This is a genomic window from Streptomyces sp. NPDC003032 (genome assembly GCF_053591415.1).
Genome location: NZ_JBSFTT010000033.1, coordinates 1 through 16,867 on the forward strand (window position 1 = coordinate 1; position 16,867 = coordinate 16,867).

Consider the following 16,867-nt stretch of genomic DNA (forward strand, 5'->3'; position numbering starts at 1 on the left):
GCCGAAGGCGCTGCCAACGTCATCTTCCGCCGCCAGATCGCCGCCGCCGAGGACCCCGAAGCCATGCGCGCCCGCATGGTCAAGGAGTACAAGGCCGAGCTGATGCACCCGTACTACGCCGCAGAACGCGGCCTGGTCGACGACGTCATCGACCCCGCCGAGACCCGCGAGGTCCTCATCAACTCCCTCGCGATGCTCGCCAACAAACACGCCGACCGCCCCGCCCGCAAACACGGCAACCCCCCGCAATGACGCTCTCCCCACCCGGAGGCCCCATGCGCACAGCCGACATCCGCATCGAAAAAGGCGAGGTCACGGCCGCCGAACTGGCAGCCGTAACGCTCCTCCTCCTCGCCCGCAGCACACCCCCACCCAGCCCCTCGACGAACCGCCCCAAACCCACAACGCCCTGGCGCCACGACAACTACCAGGCCCCCCACAGCTGGCAAGGCTGACCCCGAACCAACCCGCCCGCCCACCTCCCAGCGCGCCCCCTGTCCACATGGTGGATTTCAGGGGGCGTGCTGTCACATTGCACCGAGGCCCCGGCTGGAACTCGGCCCCCGCAGGAGGGCCCGAGTCTCGCGGTCGACCTGCTGGGCCTCCCCGGTGGGCACGACGATGACGGGGATGGGCGCCCCCGGCTCACTCACGATGTCGGGACGGCCGGCGGCGGGCATACGCAGTCCGCCGGCCAGGCCGAGGGCGGTGAGCCGGGCGCACACCTCCTCGCGTACCTCGGGCTGGTCCTCGCCGATCTCCCCGGTGAAGACGAGGGCGTCGAGCCGGTCGAGGGAGGCGGCCATGGCGGCGATCCCCCGGCGGCAATGGTGCGTGAAGACGTCCAGGGCGAGAGCGGCACGCTCGTCCCCCGCCTCTCGGCCGCGTACGAGATCACGCGTGTCGTCCGACGTGCCGGACAGGCCGAGCAGACCGGACTCGTGGTTCAGCGCGCCCTCGATGTCGTCGGCGGACAGCCGGTGCCGGGTCTGCAACCAGGTCAGGGCACCCGGATCCACGCTACCGCTGCGGTGGCTCATCACCAGCCCCTCCAGCGGAGTGAACCCCATCGTCGTATCGACACTCCGCCCGTCGCGCACCGCGCACGCCGAGCAGCCGCCACCGAGGTGGGCGATCACCACCTGAAGCCGCTCGGGACCGCGGCCGAGCAGCTCAGCGGCCCGTTCGAGTGCCCAGGCGTAGGACAGACCGTGAAAGCCGTAACGGCGCAGCCCGTACTCCTCACGCCACACGGCCGGCACCGCGTACTCCCGTGCGGCCGCGGGCAGGCCCGCGTGGAAGACGGTGTCGAAGCAAGCGGCGTGCGGAATGCCGGGCAGCAGTTCGCGGGCGGCGTCGAGGACGGTGAGCGCCGGGGGAACGTGCAGCGGTGCCAGGTCCGCCGCGTGCCGGAGCAGAGCATGGACATCGTCGTCGACGAGGGTGTGGCTCCGCAGATCGGGTCCGCTGTGGACGATGCGGTGGCCGACGGCCACGGGCGCGGGCGCTCCGTCCAGCAGTTTCCGCAGCGAGCCGGACACGTCTTCGCCCGGGGCGGAGGAGCTGTGGTGCTCGGCGAGGACCGTGCCGTCGTCACCGAACACGGCCAGGCGCAGACTCGACGATCCCGCGTCGGCCACCAGCACCGGTCCCAGATTCTCTGCCGCCACCGCGATCCTCTCTCGCGCTCCGGAACCGGACTTTCCTCCTGCACGACAACGTACTGCCGCACGAGCCGCTGCGCACGGCACACACCAAGCGGCACGAAGACAACGCAACGCAACGCAACGCAAAGCAAAGCCAACACAAAGCCAACGCAACTCACCGATGAGTTTCCCCGACCCGGCAAGTCTCATCACCGTTGTCACCATCACAGGAGGAACGTGTGGTTCAGCTACTGAGAGTCCAGAACTTCAACGTCTCAAGCGACGGAATAGGCGCCGGGGAGGACCAGACCCTCGAGAGGCCATTCGGTCATGTCGAGCCCGAGAGGCTGTTCGCCTGGGCCGGCGCCACGGCGAGCTGGCCGATGCGCACGGATCCCGGAGGGACCCGGGGCCTGGACGACTACCTCACGCGGGACTACGCCCGCAACATCGGCGCCGAGATCATGGGCCGCAACAAGTTCGGGCCCCAGCGCGGGCCCTGGCACGACCACGAGTGGCAGGGCTGGTGGGGTGACGAGCCCCCGTTCCGCACCCCGGTGTTCGTCATGACGCACCACAAGCGCCCGTCGTTCACGCTCTCCGACACGACATTCCACTTCGTCGACGGCGACCCGGCCACGGTCCTCGCCCAGGCGCGGGAAGCAGCGCAGGGCAAGGACATCCGACTCGGCGGCGGAGCCACCACCATCCGACAGTTCCTCGACGCCGACCTCGTCGACACCCTGCATGTGGCGGTCTCGCCGGTGAAGTTCGGATCCGGAGTACGACTCTGGAACTCCCCCGACGACCTGCGGGACCGGTTCCACTTGGACGTCGTCCCCAGCCCGAGCGGCGTGACGCACCACCTCTTCTGGCGAAAGTAGCCACTCCTCAGGTCTGAGACCAACAAGGGGCCGACTCCTTGAGGAGTCGGCCCCTTCTCACCACCGATCACACGTTGAAGCGGAACATTCAATACAGTGCTCCCGCCTGCGGAAATGTTCCTTCGAGTGATCGTAACCAGCACCCATCCAGCACCGTCGGAACTCATCCAGCACATCCAGCACATCCAGCACATCCAGCACGTCAAGCCGCGGAAACAGAGTCCTCCGATTCCTCGACCGCCGGGCGCATGGCGTTCTGCATCATGTCCCGGCAACGATCCCACGCCTCTGGAACAAGGTGACCGTAGATGTCCACGGTGGTCTTGATCGACTTGTGGCCGAGCCAGCGCGAGACCTCACGGACCGGCACGCCGTTCGCCAACGCGGTCGAGGCGAAGAAGTGATGCAGACTGCCGGACGTGTACTTGGTCTTGCCGTCCACATCGACCAGGCCAGCCGACACGCACGCCTTCTTGAAGTGGTAGTCGTAGGTGGAGGCGGTGGGCATCGCTCCCTTGCCGCGCTGGCGTGGGGCGAAGAAGACCTCAAGCCGTCATCGCCTGCCCTCGCTGACCGGTGAAGGTCACGGGCACCGGCTCCCACCGCGACAGGTGGTTGTTGATCTCCTGCTCGACGAAAGGAGCGGTCGGGACGTCGCGGTACTCACACTACGCACGGAGCTTGAGCGGCACGAAGACCGTGCGGTAGTCATCGCGGCGAGCCTTGGAACTGACCTGCCAGCGGACCCTGACGAAGCCAGACCGCCAGCACTCGATAGAGAAGGCCAGGGCCTCGCTGGGGCGCTGGCCGGTACCCGACTGTAGGTAGACGGCGAGCTAGTACGGCGGGATGATGTGTTCCGCGATCAGATCCACATCGCCCAGCGTGGGAATCTCGTCCTCGTCCACCGCACGGGTCCGCCCGGGATATCCGGACGCCGCGCGCAGGGGTCCGGGATGCGTTTGTCAACGTCGGCCGCCTCCAGCATGGCGGCCACCGTCACCATCCGGTCATTGACCGTGGAGACCGCCAGACCCGCACCGGAGGCATGCACGTCCCTGGCGAACTCCTCGAAGTCGCGCCGCGCCAGTGCGGCCAGCATCTTCCGACCCAGGTGCGGCACGAGATGGTTCTGGATGAACCCTTCGTAGTTGCGGCGCGTCGACTCGCCGATGACCCGCCGCTCCAGCCACTCCTGAGCCCCAGACCTGCACCGGAACAAGCCCACGCGCACTTTCCGGGGAATGTGGACCCAGCCTCGCCCGCAGTCCCGCGGGCCCTTGAGTCAGCGAGGTGCCTCCTTGCTGTATGCGCTCGCACCCTCCGCGCTCGCCGCCACGTGATCCACAGGTCCACACGGAAGGCCATACCTCGCTATGGTTGTTGTATGGCTACCAAGAAGGTGACTATCACTCTCGACGAAGCCCTGGTCGAAGCCCTGGCCGGAGCCGCCGAGGAAGAAGGCATCCCCCTCTCCCGCCTCGTCGCCGGAGCAGCAGAACGGGAACTGCGCCTGCGGGCCGGCCGGGCAGTCATCCAGGAGTGGCAGGCCGAACACGGTGCCTTCACCCCGGAAGAGCTTGCTGCCGCCCGCGCGGACCTGGCCGCCGCCGACGCCGAGTACCTCAGCAGCTCGGGAGCCTCGGCCGCGTGAACATCCCCTACCTGTACGACGCCGGGGTGCTCATCGCCATCGACAACGACGACCGGCACATGTGGGCCCGCCACAGCCTGGCCCTGGAGGACGGACGGGATATCCACGTCCCATCCGTCGTCGTCAGCCAGGCATGGCGGGATTCCCGTCGCCAGGTCAGACTCGGCAAGTTCCTCGCCGGGTGCCACGTCGTACCCGTCGGCCTCGAAACCGCCAAAACGGCAGGCATCCTCTGCGGCAAGGCGGGCACCTCCGACATCGTCGACGCCACCGTCGTGACCATGGCAGCCAGCCTCGGCGCCATCATCTGGACCTCGGACCCGAACGACATCCGCACCCTCATCGACGCCCAGGACATAAAACCCGCCCCTGTCATTCGCACTGTCTAACTTGACTCTGTCGGGGATCTTGGAGTTTGCCGGGGCACCTGCATGATCAGCGGGCATGCTCGGGTCTGTTTCGCAGGCCGATGCAGTTGTCGAAGTATCCGTTGTCGCTCCGTCCCCGTTCCGGTGGCCAAGTCCCCGTCTCGATGGCGTCCCGTCGGGTGGTGTAGCGGCGATCTGCACGTAGCCCCTGGTCATGGGGCGGCCATCGCGCGACTCTGCGAGTAGTGACGCTCGTTGAGAGGTGGCGCGATGGCCTTGTCCCAGCATGACTTACTCCGGTTGATGGAGTCACTGCGTACGGAGGACGGAATCGAGTTGGTTCGGATTCTGGCTCAGCGGATCTTGCAGGAACTCATCGAGGCCGAGGCCACCTCGCAGATCGGTGCGGAGTCCGGCGAGCACACCGAGACCCGCACGACCTGGCGCAACGGGCACCGGGAGAAGGTCCTCACGACACAGGCCGGGGACCGGGACCTGGTGATCCCCAAGGTCCGTACCGGCAGCTTCTTCCCGAGCCTGCTGGAAAGCCGGCGCCGCATCGACCAGGCCCTCTACGCCGTGATCATGGAGGCATACGTCCACGGCGTGTCCACCCGCAGCGTGGACGCCCTGGTCAAGGCCCTGGGCGGCGACACCGGAATCTCCAAGTCCGAGGTCTCGCGGATCTGCCAGGACCTCGACACCGAGCTGAGTGTGTTCCGCACCCGGCCCCTGGACCACACCCGCTTCCCCTACGTCTATCTGGACGCGACCTACTGCAAGGCCCGCGTCCAGCATCAGATCGTGTCCCAGGCCGTGGTCATCGCCACCGGCATCACCGAGGACGGCGGCCGTGAAATCCTCGGGCTGATGTCCGGCGACAGCGAGACCGAGGTGTTCTGGACCGGATCCCTCCGCTCGCTGCGCGAACGCGGCCCGAACGGAGTCCGCCTGGTCATCGCCGGCCACCACTCGGGCCTGGTCAAAGCTGTCCGCAAGGTCATGCTCGGCGCCGGCTACCAGCGATGTCGCGTTCATTTCCTGCGCAACACGTTCGCAGTGATCCCCAAGGACTCCGGCGAGCTGGTCGCCGCGACCATCCGCACCATCTTCGCCCAGCCCACCGCGGAATTGGTCCGCACTCAGCTGGACACCGTCGCCGACATGCTTGCCCGGCAGTTCCCCAAGGTCAAAGACATGCTCCAGGAAGCCAAGGAGGACTTGACCTCGTTCGCGGACTTCCCGGAACAACACTGGAAAAAGATTCAATCGACCAACCCGCTGGAACGACTCAACCGCGAGACCAAGCGCCGCACCGACGTCGTCCAGATCTTCCCCAACCCAGACGCCCTCGAACGACTCACCACCGCCGTCCTCGTCGAGATGCACGACGAATGGACCGCCTTTCCCCACCACTACCTCCCCGAAGGCAGCATGGACAGATCTACCCCCACGACAAAGACCAACTCGACCCGGCTACACCACAACAAGGGACATGACCCGGCAAGGAGGGCGCGATGCCGTCGCGACGGGCGATGAGAACGCCCAGCGAGTAGCGGCTGAGGGCATCGGCGCCGGCGAGGTGGAAGACACCGGCCTCGTCCGAGGCCGCGAGCTTCCACAAGCCGGCCGCGAGATCGACGACATGGATGAACACGAACGGGTGGTGCACGAGCTGGCCGCGGATCCTCCGTCGCCGATGATCAAGGAGGTGCGGACGACAGCTGCGTCCGGGCACAGAAGCCGTACGGCAGTTTCACCGGCGGCCTTCGCGGCCCCGTACGGAGTGATCGGGTCAGGAACCCAGGTCTCGTCGTACCGAGCGTTGCCGATACCGGAGAAGACAGCCCCAAGATCAGGCACTTACTCCAGCCTCGCGCCGGTCCGTCAGTGCGACGCATAGGGGGCTCCTGTGCCCACTTCTGCCTCACAAAGAAAGCGACTCGCTGGACCACTCCACGACACGTGCAGTCGGTCGCGTGCGCGCGTGCAGGCGACGAAGAGCAGACAACGCTCGGCCGTCAGATCCGTGTGGTGCTGAATGGGGTCGAGTTTCATTGGCGTGATGGCCCCTGGGTACGGAAGCGTCCCTTCGCGAACCCCGACAACCGCCACACACCTGAACTCCAGCCCTTTGAGGGAATGCATCGTTCCGACCCTGACGCCCTCAGCGTTGGCGGTTCCGTCTTGCCGTAGCCGGGCCGCGGGGATTCCTTCGTCCCGCAACCGCTGCGCCACGCTGTACACGATCTTGTTGAACCGGGCAGCCACCGCGATGTCGGCCAGCTCGACGCCACTGTCAGCCCACTCCCGGATGCGCACCACCAGCTCAGCCAGTTCGGCATCCGGGTCATCCGTGGCACACACGGTCGGGCGGGCGCCACGGAGCGAGGACCGGAATCCTGCCAGCGTGTCCGCGCTGCCGTTCTCCAGTTGCTCCACGGACCGGCCGTCCAGCAAAGCCACCGCCCAGGTGAGGATTTCCTGCGTGCTGCGGTAGTTCTTGCGCATTCGGGCGGAACGGCCGGTCACAGGGATCCCCAGTGATCTCAGAGACACCTTCGTGTCGTAGATGCGCTGATGCGGGTCGCCGGCAATGAACAAGTCGTCTGGGCGAGCGGGCACTACGGCGCGCAGCAGCCTCCACTGAGCGGGGTGAAGGTCCTGTGCCTCGTCAACGACAACATGCCGATAGAGCGGCACTCCGGATGCGGTGACACGCAACGCCGCTTCATCACACACTCCCAGATGCGTACGCGCGGAGCGCTTGTCGAGCGCGGCCTGGAACGCCTCCACCGCCTGCCAGACCTCGTGCCGTCGAGCGGAGGGGAGCCGGGAACCCCGACCGCTTCTGGACGCCTCTCGGTAGGCGTCGAGCGAGCGCAGGCCCTGCGCCAAGATGACGTGCTTGTACTCCTGGGCCAGGAACTGGCCGCTCCACGGCGGGCCCAGCTGCTCACCGATCTCTCCCCAGAGAGCCAGCTCCTGCGCCCCGTCCAGGTACACACGCCGGGCGGCGTCATGTGGTTCAACGATCTCTCGTGCCAGGGCGTTGACTGTCGACACGTCCACCCGGCCACGTAGCTCCTCCTCCTCGATCAGCAGGGCCAGCCCCTCACGAAGAGCCGAAGTGAGCGCCCCGGTGTATGTGGTGAGCAGGATGCGTTCGCCGGCCCGTAGATGCCCCAAGAGGTGCTTGACTCGATGGAGCGCCACCACGGTTTTTCCCGTGCCCGGTCCGCCGGTCACTTGGGCAGGTCCCGAGTAGCTGGGCCGGTACGCCATATACCGCTGAGACGGGTGCAGGAAGATCCTCCATGCGGCGAACGGCTTGTCGAGGATCTCGGACAGTTCTTCCGGGCCGGTCACCAGGGCAATGCGCGACGGAGTGTTACGCATCGCACCGGCCAGGTCCGTACGGTCCACCGTCAGCGCGCCGTTCCGGGCGCGGAAGGCGACCAGCTCACCCCATACCGTCTGCACGCTCAGTCCCTCGGCGAGGAACTGCAGCACCTGCCACTGATCCTCCGGCATCAACGGAGCGAACGCGTCGAGCTGCTCCTTGGAGGTCAGAGAACGGGCCGCGCGCACCACATCATCCTCGATACCCAGACCACGAAGATCCCCGTCCGGGTGATGGGCGAAGAGAGGTTCCACCGCGGCGGTGGCCGCCTCCGCCTCCCATGCCGGCACCAGTTGCTCCACCGTGACGACGTCACGGATCTCCAGTCCGTGGGTCACCGCGTTTACGCTCGGCACCTGCTTGGCAGCCCAGGCGTAGGCGTCGTCGTGGGCCATCACACGCAGCAGCAGAAAGTCCTCGCCAGCGCCGGGCGCGAGTACGACTCCCCGGTAGAACCTGTCGATACGGCAGGTATAAATGTGCTTGTCCCTGGCCCCCTTGGGCTGCTTGAAGTCCAGTCCGGCGTCCGACCAGAGCTGTTTGAGCGTAAGCTGCTGGAACTTCAGAGCCGTCTTCACGGCCCCGGACCGCGCCTTGGAGTCGAGCTTCGCGAACTCGTCGAGGAACCGGACCGACAGAGCCAGCTGTGCCATGAGGGAAGCTCCTTCGGTCAGTTTCCGCGCGTGGCGGCCCGGCCAGTGCCGGTAGTACGCGAGGTGCGCAGCCGGATACGTACGAGCGCGTCCCGCACCTGGGCGGTCTCCGGGGCATCCGGTCCGTACTCGGCCACCAGGTCCCGGTACAGCGGCATCAGCACCTCGACCGCCTCGCGCAGCCGGTCGACCGCCTGAAGCAGCAGGCCGACATGCCTGCGTACCTCAAGGACGTCCATATCGCTGTCCGGCAGCCCCTGTCTCATCTGCCCCAGTACGGCCTCGAACTCGGCCAGCGCACCTTCGCTGTCGCCGAGCTCCATCCGACAGAAGGCGGCCTGCCTGCGGCAGTAAAGGGCATCCTCGCCGCGGGCGGGACCTGCGGCCTTCAGAACCTCAACGAGCGCCTCGTACTCCGGCAGTGCTCGCCCGTAGTCATCGTCACAGAAGAGCGCGAGCGCGTGGACAAGACGGAGGCCGACCATCAGCGGTTCGGAAGCGCTACGGACCGCGGCAGCACGGGCCAGGACGTCCTCCAGCATTCCGGATGCCTGGGAGAACCGCTCCTCCTCCACGAGCGCCGCTGCGTGACCGCGGGCCTGCTGTAGTTCCTCATCCGGTACGGCAGGGGCGCCCGGCCGCAATGGCGAGTCCACAGCGGTCGGCGTGTACACAGCCTTCTCCGCCGAGCGGGGACGGGGCGCGAGCGGACGGCGGTACGGGCCCGTGGGGTCATTGATTCCCTGCACCCGCTGCTCGGTGGTCCGTTCGGGATCGGGTGCGGGGAGAAAAGGCACCAGACGGTCGTAGACATCCTGGGCTGAGTCAGGCCGCTGATGGGGCACCTTGGCCAACAGATCCAGGACCAGCCGCTCCAGTGCCGGGTCCACCTCGGCGCGCAGCCCGCATAGCGGGGCCGGCGCCCGGTACATGTGGTCCTCCATCAGCTGGAACTCCGCCTCGGCCGTGAATGGCGGCTTCCCGGCGAGCAGTTCATGAAGGATGCAGCCCAGCGCGTAGAGATCACTGCGCGGGCTGACCGCGGCCGCCTGGATCTGCTCGGGCGACATGTAGCGACGGGTGCCGATGATGTGCCCTGTCGACGTCAGCTTGGTGACATCGGTTCCGAGCACCGCGGCGACTCCGAAGTCGAGTACCTTCACGGTGCCGTCCCCGGCGACCATGATGTTGTCCGGCTTCAGGTCGCGGTGGACGACGGGCACGGCGTGCGCGTACGAGAGCACCGAGCAAACCTGCGCGGCGACGGAGACCGCCCAGGGGACCGGCAGCACACCGGGCCTGGCGAGGATGTCGGTGAGCAGCGCGCCACGCACCAGCTGCATCACCATGTAGACGCCGTCCGCCGCTCGGTCGAGCACCGCGTCATGGACCGCGGGCACCCCTGGGTGGTCGAACTTGGCTGTGACCCGGGCTTCCCGCTTGAAGCGCTCGGCCAGCTCTTCCGCGTCCGGGCCCGGCGTGGTCAGGTCCCGGCGGATGAGTTTGACCGCCACGTCCCGGCTCAGGATCGGGTCGTAGCCGAGCCAGACCTGTCCCATACCCCCGGTACTGATCCTGGTCCGCAGTTCATAGCGTTCGGCGATGACTCGTACTCCTGGCGCCACCTGCGCTGTCCTCCCCCGTGCCCCGTGATCGTGTGTGCCCAGTGTGGCGCGTGTCGCCGTGAACCGTCCACGGCTACGGGGAGTTGCCGTAGACGGTCAGCGCTGCCCGCGGCGGGTTCAGGCCGCGTCGTCCATCCCCAGCTCGCGGCGCAGCATGCGGAAGGCGTGCCGCCGCAGGTCGCGCTTGATCGACTCCCGGTGGTCCCGGTCGTCGTGGAAGTAGTGGTCCCCCAACTCGCGTACGGAGTCGATGTGCTTCATCATCTCGGCGTCCAGTACCGGGTCGATGACGTGCTTGAATCCGTCCTCGTCGTCCTGCGAGGCAGATCGCCGCACCTTCTCGTCAGCCATCACCGCCCGCAGCGGCACGATGAAGTCCTCCTCCGTGAAGTCAGTACCGAACCGCTCGTTGAACCGGTCGATCACCTCGGCCAGCGGCGACTTGTCGGGCTCCGCGGCACCACCGGCACCACTACCGAAGCCCTTCAGTTCGACCGCGCCCTCGGGAGTCAGGCTCACATTGACCTCCCCGACCCTCTCCAGACGCACGGCCTCAAGCCGGGTTTCTCCGATGTCCACCCCGCCCCCCTCGCGCGGGGGCAGCCTACGCAGCAGATGCTGCCCGAAGAGGTGCAGGCGCTCCAGATCGATGTCGATGTACGGCACGATCTGTGCGAGGAAGCTGTACTTGCGCACATAGTCGGCGAGGTCGGCCCGGAACTGCTCGGCGCTTTCGTGCTCGGCACGCACTTCGCTGTCCCTGAGCGCGATAAATCTGTCGCGGGCGGGGTCGGTGTGCCGGTAGAGCTCCGCGTGCAGCTTCTCCCAGCGGGTGTCGTCACCGGCCGCCGCGTCCTGAGCCCTGAGGTAGTCGGCCACGAACGCCTGCATCTCGTCGACGAGCAGGATCGGCGGATCCATGACTTGGTGCTGCGCGTCGTAGACCAGGTTGGGGTCGGTGGGCATGGTCTGGGCTTCTTCGAAGAACGGCCGGAACTCGCTCTGGATGACATGCGGGTCGTTCGCGAAGTCCAGGACACACAGATCCTGCTGGTCCTTGAGAGGGTGCGTGCGGTTGAGGCGGGAGAGCGTTTGCACAGCGGCGACGCCCTTCAGCTTCTTGTCGACGTACATCGTGGTCAGCAGCGGCTGGTCGAAACCCGTCTGGTACTTGTCCGCGACCACCAGGATCCGGTACTCGCGTTGCCGCCCGGCTGATGTGCTCTTCTTGTCGTCGGCCGCGGTGTACGCGAACCTCTTGCGCAGCTCGCCCTCCGAGAAGCCGTTGAGCTGCGCCTCGGTGACCTCCTCCTCTCCCTCCTTGAGAGAACCGGAGAAGGCGACCAGCACGCCGGGGTTTGGATAGTCGCTGTCGTCGAAGTACTTGACGATCTGCCGGTACAGCTGGAGCGCGCCGTACCGCGAACGGCACACCACCATGGCCTTGGCCCGCCCTCCCAGCCGCCTGCGGGTGTGGGCCATGAAATGCTCCGCGATCACCCTGGCCCGCTGCACGGCGGTCGTGGTGTGGCTGTGCGCGGTCAGGGCGAGCATCGCGTTGGCCTTCTTCTTGTCGACCTCGCGGTCCGCCTCGTGCGGGTCCTCGTTGACCATCTGCCAGTACGTCTCGTACCTCACGTACTGGCAGAGCGGGTCGAGGATGAACTTCTCTTCGATCGCCTGCCGCATGGAATAGGTGTGGAAGGGCTCGTAGAGGCCGGTGAGCGGGTTCTTGGTACCGAAGAGCTTCAGCGTCTTGTGCTTGGGGGTGGCGGTGAAGGCGAAGTAGGAGAGGTTCGCACTCTGCCCGCGAGCGCGGGCGGACTCGGCGAGACGTTCGTCGGTTGTGGGCTGTGACTCTTCCGCTTCCGCCTCGGCCTCCGCCTCCGTGGCTCCGGTCTCTTCGTCGTCGGCGTCGAGGCCGAGATCGCGCAGGGCCTTCTTCACGTCGGTGGCGGCTTCGCCCGACTGGGAGGAGTGCGCTTCATCGACGATGATCGCGAAGCGACTGCCGCGTATCTCGACGGGCGACTTGCGTAGGTAGGCGAGCAGCGCGGGGAAGGTCTGGAGGGTGACGATGAGGATCTTCGCCGTCTCCTGTGCGAGCGCATCCGCCAGCTGGGACGACTTCGAGCCGCCCTTGCCGCCGATGCCGAGGACCAGGCCATTGGTCTGCTGGAAGTCACCTATGGTTTCCTGCAGCTGGTCGTCCAGGACCGTGCGGTCCGTGATCACCAGCACCTTGTCGAAGACCGACTCGTGGCGTGCGTCGTGCAGGTCGGAGAGCCGGTGCGCGAGCCAGGCGATGGTGTTCGACTTCCCGGACCCGGCGGAGTGCATGACCAGGTAGTTGTACCCCGCCCCGTTCCGCGCGGCGTGTGCGGTCAACTCCCTTACCGCGTGCCACTGGTGGAAGCGCGGAAAGATCAGCTTCTTGACGGTGCTGCCGTCGTCCTTTTTCTCCGTGCTCTGGTGAACATACCGCTCCAGCAAGTCCAGCCAGGTGTCCGGGTGCCAGATCTGTTCCCAGAGGTACGAGGTCCGGTACGTGCCGGCGGGAGCCGCGTCGGGGACCGCCGGATTTCCGGCACCGCCGCGGTTTCCGGGGCCGTCGGAACCGGTGTTGAAAGGCAGAAAGACGGTGTCCCTGCCCTTCAACTGGGTGGTGAGGAACACAGCGTCCGGATCGACCGCGAAGTGCGCGAGGGCGCGCTTGGCGAAGAGCGGCTCCCGGTGGTCCCGGGTGGTCCGGTACTGGTGCATGGCCTCGGCGGTACCGGTGCCGGTGAGCGGATTCTTCAACTCGGCCGTGGCGACAGGGATGCCGTTGACGAAGAGAGTGAGGTCGGGCTTGTTGCCTTCGTCGGTACTGATGGCGCCATCCGGCGCGCGGCGGGTGGCGTAGACGAGATCACGGACGACGGTGAGCCGGTTCTTGCCGTACGAGACTAGGGCGCTGGTATCGATCGTCTGCGATGGCTTGAAGTAGGCGAGGTCGAAGTGGATGCCGTGCGCCTTGACCCCCTGGCGGAGGGTCTGGAGGGTGCCCCGCTTGTCGATCCACTTGGCGAGGTGCTCGGCGAACGCGCGCTGGGCGGTGTCGGTGTCGTCGTCGTAATAGCCGGCATAGTCCAGCCAAGCCTTGTTCTGGGTGGCCCCGATGAAGGCGAAGACCTGTGCGGTGTCGAGGGCGAGGTCGCTGCGGTAGTCGGAGCTGAGGCCCATCTGCCAGCCGTGGGCGAGGAGCCTCTCGATGATCGCGACACGGAAGGCCTCTTCGTGGTGGACCTTGTGCTGGGGTCCTTTCGGGCCTTTATTGCTGAACGGATTGCTGTGAATCACGGAACTCGCACCCCCCGTGCGGTGGTTACGTCGATTTGGCCGGTTACTGCGGCGGTGATCAGGGCGCGGCGGCGCTCAGTCAGTAGATCGATTTGGCGTCGAATGGCCGACTTGAGCTGCCCAGTGGCCCGGGCAGCATCACCCATAGTGGCAACGAGTTGCTTCTGGGCAGCCATACACGCCACCGGAATGGGCCAGTTCTTGATATCCTCGCCACGAAGCTTAACCATTGATTGCGAAGACCCACGCGCATCAGCCTTAACCAACGCCCGAATTCGGCCACTGAGTGCGACTTCTGCGACATAGTCAGCGTCGAGAGCCGGATCAAGCAATACGCGGTAGATAAGGTCAGGCAGTAGCCGCCGCGAAGGCGTCTCTCGCACTACCGCTACATCTCCCACGAGATCCGGCGTATTGGCTCGGGTCACAAGAAAGTCTCCCAGCTTCACCTCATTCTGACGGACAACGTTGCCCAATTCGGGAAGCCGTTTATTCTCTCCAGCAGCGAACATTCCCCGTTTCACACTGCTGAGCTTCAACACCGCCCACTCGTCGGCTCCGGCTGGACTGTTGTCACACTGCGGACTCGCACCTTGCTCAATCCTTGCGGTGAAGCGACGCAGGGGAACGAGCGGAAAACGCTCGGCGTACTCTTCAACGAGGGCATCACGGATCGCTGAGAGACGCCTATCGAGGATGGCGAGCTGCGTGACCCTGGCGCTCACAACGTCATCAATAAGAGCGACCTCTGCATCCAGGAAGCCGGAGATCCTACGCTGTTCCTCAGCAGGCGGGAGGGGCACTGGCGCATCGCCGAGTCGATCACGATTCAACTCGATCTGGTTCGTCGCCCCTACTACCAACGCCGCATAGATGTATTCCTGAAAGGGAATCGATGACAGCCAATAGTAGAGAAACCGGGAGTCCACTTCGGGCGGGATCGCACGCGCCACGGTCACATGGGTGTCCGCCATGCAGGGAATCTCATCCGGCCCCCCTTGGAAGTAGCCGATTCGCCCCAAGGTTCCGGTCCCAGTCGAATTGATGAGGATGTCATCCGGCAACAAGTAGCCTTTAAGCCTGCGGGGATCCCCAGTCGCATCATGAAACCGAGTCCGCGCCCAGTCCAATCCCCCAGGTTGATTAGCCGCCTGACTGATGGCGCGCACGGGGCCATCGTCAACGTAGTCTGGTGCAGATCCCCGGTTCAGCAGGGACGTGACGCGCTTCAGACGGGAAGCGGTCCAGTTCTCCGGCAGCGCAGTTCCAAGCACTTGGGTCACTTCGTCACCTCCCCGAGCAGCCGCTGAATCTCGGCCTCCAGCGACGTCAGCTCCGTATCGATCTCTTCCAACGGCCTCGGCGGCTCATACACATAGAACTGCCGCGTAAACGGAATCTCGTATCCGATCTTCGTCTTCGTGTGGTCCACCCACGCGTCCGGCACGTGCGGCAGCACCTCGCGCTTCATGTACGCGTCGATGTCCTCCTCCAGCGGCACGTTCTCGTTGTCACGAAGGTCAGGGTCCGGTTCCGGGTGCGGGTCGCCCTTCTTGAGGTACTGCTCCTCGCCCTCGGGATCGCGCACCCCCACCACATCCCGTAGCACCTTCTGGAAGGGCTTGCCCGTCGGCATCATCAGGCCCGCCGGCACCAACGCCTGACGGATCGCGTCCCACGCCTCTTCCTTGGTCGCCCATCGCTCACCGACCAGCGACTTCAGCGCATCCGCGAACACCCCCGCATCAACCGCCCTGTCGATCGCGGCCGAAGCCCGGAGCGCGGTCAGCGTCTCCTCCGTGACCTCGAAGCGCAGCTTCAACGGCCGCTCTACGGTAATACGTTGGTAGCCGAACTCCTTCGTTTCAAAGATCTTCGCGTTCTCCGGCAGCGACTGCTCCTCGTCGGCCGCGGCAGCCACCGCCTCCATGTACATGTCCGTCACCGCTGCGATCTGGGCATCAGAGATGACCTTGCGCTTGTCGCCCAGCGATTTCCGCATCTTCGTCCACTGGCCTCGCGCGTCCAGCAGGATGACCTTGTCCTTGAGGCTCCGGTGCTTCCTGTTCGACAGGATCCAGAAGTAAGTGGAGATCCCGGTGTTGTAAAAGAGCTGATCTGGCAGCGCCACGATGGCCTCCAGCAGGTCCTCTTCCTCCAGGATCCACCTCCGGATGTCGGACTCGCCGGAGCCCGCCCCGCCACTGAACAGCGGCGACCCGTTGAAGACGATTGCGATACGACTGCCGCCCTTACCGTCAGGAGTCACCGGCTTCATCTTCGAGATCATGTGCTGGAGGAAGAGGAAGGAACCGTCGCTGATCCTCGGCAGTCCCGCGTGGAAGCGATCCCCATTTCTGGCGAACCGCTCCACCTCCTGCTTGACCTTCTTCCACTCCACTCCGAAGGGTGGGTTCGCGACCAAGTAGTCGAACTTCTGCCCCTTGTGGCCATCCTGGGTGAAGGAGTTCCCGTACTTGATGTTGTCCGGTTCCTGCTCTTTGATCAGCAGGTCGGACTGGCAGATGGCGTGCGACTCAGGATTCAGTTCCTGCCCGTACAGCCCGACGGTCGTATGCGGGGCCTTGCGCTTGATGTGGTCCTCGGTCTCGCTGAGGATGCCGCCCGTCCCGCAGGCCGGGTCGAGAACCGTCCGCGTCTTGCCCGCACCCAGCGTCCCCTCGTCCGGGGCCAGCAGCAGGTTCACCATCAACCGGACCACCTCGCGGGGCGTGAAGTGCTCACCGGCGGGGTTGTCTTCGGAGAACTTCCGGATGAGCTCCTCGAAGATGTAGCCCATCTGGTGGTTGTCGATGCCGTCCTTGTCGTCCGGCCCCTTCGGCAGCCGCAGATCGATCTTGGCGAATTCGCCGACGACCTGATACAGCAGCCCCTTCTCCTGAAGATCGGAGATGTGCTGCTCGAAGTTGTACCGGTCGAGGATCTCCCGGGCGTTCTCCGAGAAGGCGCTGTAGTACGACTTCAGCAGCGTCTTCGCCTGTGAATGGTCCCGGCCGATGCGCTTGAAGGTGAGCTCACTGGTGTTGTAGAACCCGTGCCCGGCGACCTCACGGAGCTTCATCTCCCGGTAGGCCAGCGGTCGCCCCCGCTCTTCCATCTCCGCAACTTCCGCGAGCACTTCGGCCTTCGTCGGCTCCAGCACACAGTCCAGCCGCCGCAGCACCGTGAACGGAAGAATGATCTTCCCGTAGTCATGCGCCCGGAAGTCGCCGCGCAGCAAGTCGGCGACTTTCCAGATGAAGTTGATCATCTCCGAGTGCCTGCTGTGGTC

Annotated in this window: 14 protein-coding genes and 1 pseudogene; 6 read left to right on the forward strand and 9 right to left on the reverse strand. The window is 65.7% G+C overall.

What is annotated here, in order from left to right; all coding sequences use genetic code 11:
- A partial coding sequence (locus ACWDZ7_RS33800) for a carboxyl transferase domain-containing protein (RefSeq protein WP_451802323.1) occupies positions 1 to 252 on the forward strand: 252 nt, incomplete at its 5' end.
- A gap of 23 nt (positions 253 to 275) precedes the next feature.
- Positions 276 to 455 (forward strand): acyl-CoA carboxylase epsilon subunit, encoded by a 180-nt coding sequence (locus tag ACWDZ7_RS33805; RefSeq protein ID WP_451802325.1) that lies wholly within the window; start codon positions 276 to 278, stop codon positions 453 to 455.
- A 72-nt stretch (positions 456 to 527) separates the two neighbouring features.
- On the opposite strand, the gene ACWDZ7_RS33810 is transcribed toward ACWDZ7_RS33805, so the two are convergent.
- Positions 528 to 1,670, reverse strand: coding sequence for an acetate/propionate family kinase (locus ACWDZ7_RS33810; protein ID WP_451802326.1), 1,143 nt, complete (start codon positions 1,668 to 1,670; stop codon positions 528 to 530).
- Positions 1,671 to 1,885: 215 nt separating this feature from the next.
- Between ACWDZ7_RS33810 and ACWDZ7_RS33815 the strand changes: the two genes are divergently transcribed.
- The gene (locus tag ACWDZ7_RS33815; RefSeq protein WP_451802327.1) at positions 1,886 to 2,530 is read left to right on the forward strand and encodes a dihydrofolate reductase family protein; all 645 of its coding nucleotides are present in this window, start codon (positions 1,886 to 1,888) and stop codon (positions 2,528 to 2,530) included.
- A 202-nt stretch (positions 2,531 to 2,732) separates the two neighbouring features.
- Here ACWDZ7_RS33815 and ACWDZ7_RS33820 read toward each other — a convergent pair whose 3' ends face one another.
- Both ACWDZ7_RS33820 and ACWDZ7_RS33825 read right to left on the reverse strand, forming a co-directional pair.
- Positions 2,733 to 3,038, reverse strand: coding sequence for a tyrosine-type recombinase/integrase (locus ACWDZ7_RS33820; protein ID WP_451802328.1), 306 nt, complete (start codon positions 3,036 to 3,038; stop codon positions 2,733 to 2,735).
- 357 nt (positions 3,039 to 3,395) lie between these two features.
- Entirely contained in the window at positions 3,396 to 3,764 is a 369-nt protein-coding gene (locus ACWDZ7_RS33825) for a tyrosine-type recombinase/integrase (protein WP_451802329.1), read from the reverse strand.
- 153 nt (positions 3,765 to 3,917) lie between these two features.
- On the opposite strand from ACWDZ7_RS33825, the gene ACWDZ7_RS33830 reads away from it, so the two are divergent.
- The 3 genes from ACWDZ7_RS33830 to ACWDZ7_RS33840 all read left to right on the forward strand — a co-directional run bounded on the left by ACWDZ7_RS33830 (position 3,918) and on the right by ACWDZ7_RS33840 (position 6,091).
- Positions 3,918 to 4,184, forward strand: a complete 267-nt coding sequence (locus tag ACWDZ7_RS33830) for a hypothetical protein (RefSeq protein ID WP_385117384.1) — start codon at positions 3,918 to 3,920, stop codon at positions 4,182 to 4,184.
- Entirely contained in the window at positions 4,181 to 4,573 is a 393-nt protein-coding gene (locus ACWDZ7_RS33835) for a PIN domain-containing protein (protein ID WP_451802330.1), read from the forward strand. The genes ACWDZ7_RS33830 and ACWDZ7_RS33835 overlap by 4 nt, the downstream gene beginning before the upstream one ends.
- A 249-nt stretch (positions 4,574 to 4,822) precedes the next feature.
- Positions 4,823 to 6,091 carry an IS256 family transposase gene (locus ACWDZ7_RS33840; RefSeq protein ID WP_451802331.1) on the forward strand — a complete coding sequence of 423 codons (1,269 nt, stop codon included), beginning with the start codon at positions 4,823 to 4,825 and terminating at the stop codon, positions 6,089 to 6,091.
- On the opposite strand, the pseudogene ACWDZ7_RS33845 reads toward ACWDZ7_RS33840, so the two are convergent.
- The 6 genes and pseudogenes from ACWDZ7_RS33845 to ACWDZ7_RS33870 all read right to left on the reverse strand — a co-directional run.
- A pseudogene (locus tag ACWDZ7_RS33845) lies at positions 6,060 to 6,400 on the reverse strand (sugar nucleotide-binding protein); the annotation flags it as partial. The gene ACWDZ7_RS33840 and the pseudogene ACWDZ7_RS33845 sit on opposite strands and share 32 nt — an antisense overlap.
- A 39-nt stretch (positions 6,401 to 6,439) precedes the next feature.
- Positions 6,440 to 8,608, reverse strand: a complete 2,169-nt coding sequence (locus tag ACWDZ7_RS33850; protein WP_451802332.1) for a UvrD-helicase domain-containing protein — start codon at positions 8,606 to 8,608, stop codon at positions 6,440 to 6,442.
- Between the two features lie 17 nt (positions 8,609 to 8,625).
- On the reverse strand, positions 8,626 to 10,233 hold the full coding sequence (locus ACWDZ7_RS33855) for a protein kinase domain-containing protein (RefSeq protein WP_451802334.1): 1,608 nt from the start codon (positions 10,231 to 10,233) through the stop codon (positions 8,626 to 8,628).
- A gap of 117 nt (positions 10,234 to 10,350) precedes the next feature.
- Positions 10,351 to 13,575: a type I restriction endonuclease subunit R gene (locus ACWDZ7_RS33860; RefSeq protein ID WP_451802336.1), complete on the reverse strand. Its 3,225-nt coding sequence runs from the start codon at positions 13,573 to 13,575 to the stop codon at positions 10,351 to 10,353.
- Positions 13,572 to 14,744, reverse strand: a complete 1,173-nt coding sequence (locus ACWDZ7_RS33865; protein WP_451802337.1) for a restriction endonuclease subunit S — start codon at positions 14,742 to 14,744, stop codon at positions 13,572 to 13,574. The genes ACWDZ7_RS33860 and ACWDZ7_RS33865 overlap by 4 nt, the downstream gene beginning before the upstream one ends.
- A 110-nt stretch (positions 14,745 to 14,854) precedes the next feature.
- Entirely contained in the window at positions 14,855 to 16,846 is a 1,992-nt protein-coding gene (locus ACWDZ7_RS33870) for a type I restriction-modification system subunit M (protein ID WP_451802429.1), read from the reverse strand.
- Positions 16,847 to 16,867: the final 21 nt, after the last annotated feature.

Bases quoted from the DNA above. Each gene is read 5' to 3' on its own strand.
- ACWDZ7_RS33805 (WP_451802325.1), top strand. From the start codon at position 276: ATGCGCACAGCCGACATCCGCATCGAAAAAGGCGAGGTCACGGCCGCC.
- ACWDZ7_RS33820 (WP_451802328.1), bottom strand. From the start codon at position 3,038: ATGCCCACCGCCTCCACCTACGACTACCACTTCAAGAAGGCGTGCGTG.
- ACWDZ7_RS33830 (WP_385117384.1), top strand. From the start codon at position 3,918: ATGGCTACCAAGAAGGTGACTATCACTCTCGACGAAGCCCTGGTCGAA.
- ACWDZ7_RS33840 (WP_451802331.1), top strand. From the start codon at position 4,823: ATGGCCTTGTCCCAGCATGACTTACTCCGGTTGATGGAGTCACTGCGT.
- ACWDZ7_RS33850 (WP_451802332.1), bottom strand. From the start codon at position 8,608: ATGGCACAGCTGGCTCTGTCGGTCCGGTTCCTCGACGAGTTCGCGAAG.
- ACWDZ7_RS33870 (WP_451802429.1), bottom strand. From the start codon at position 16,846: ATGATCAACTTCATCTGGAAAGTCGCCGACTTGCTGCGCGGCGACTTC.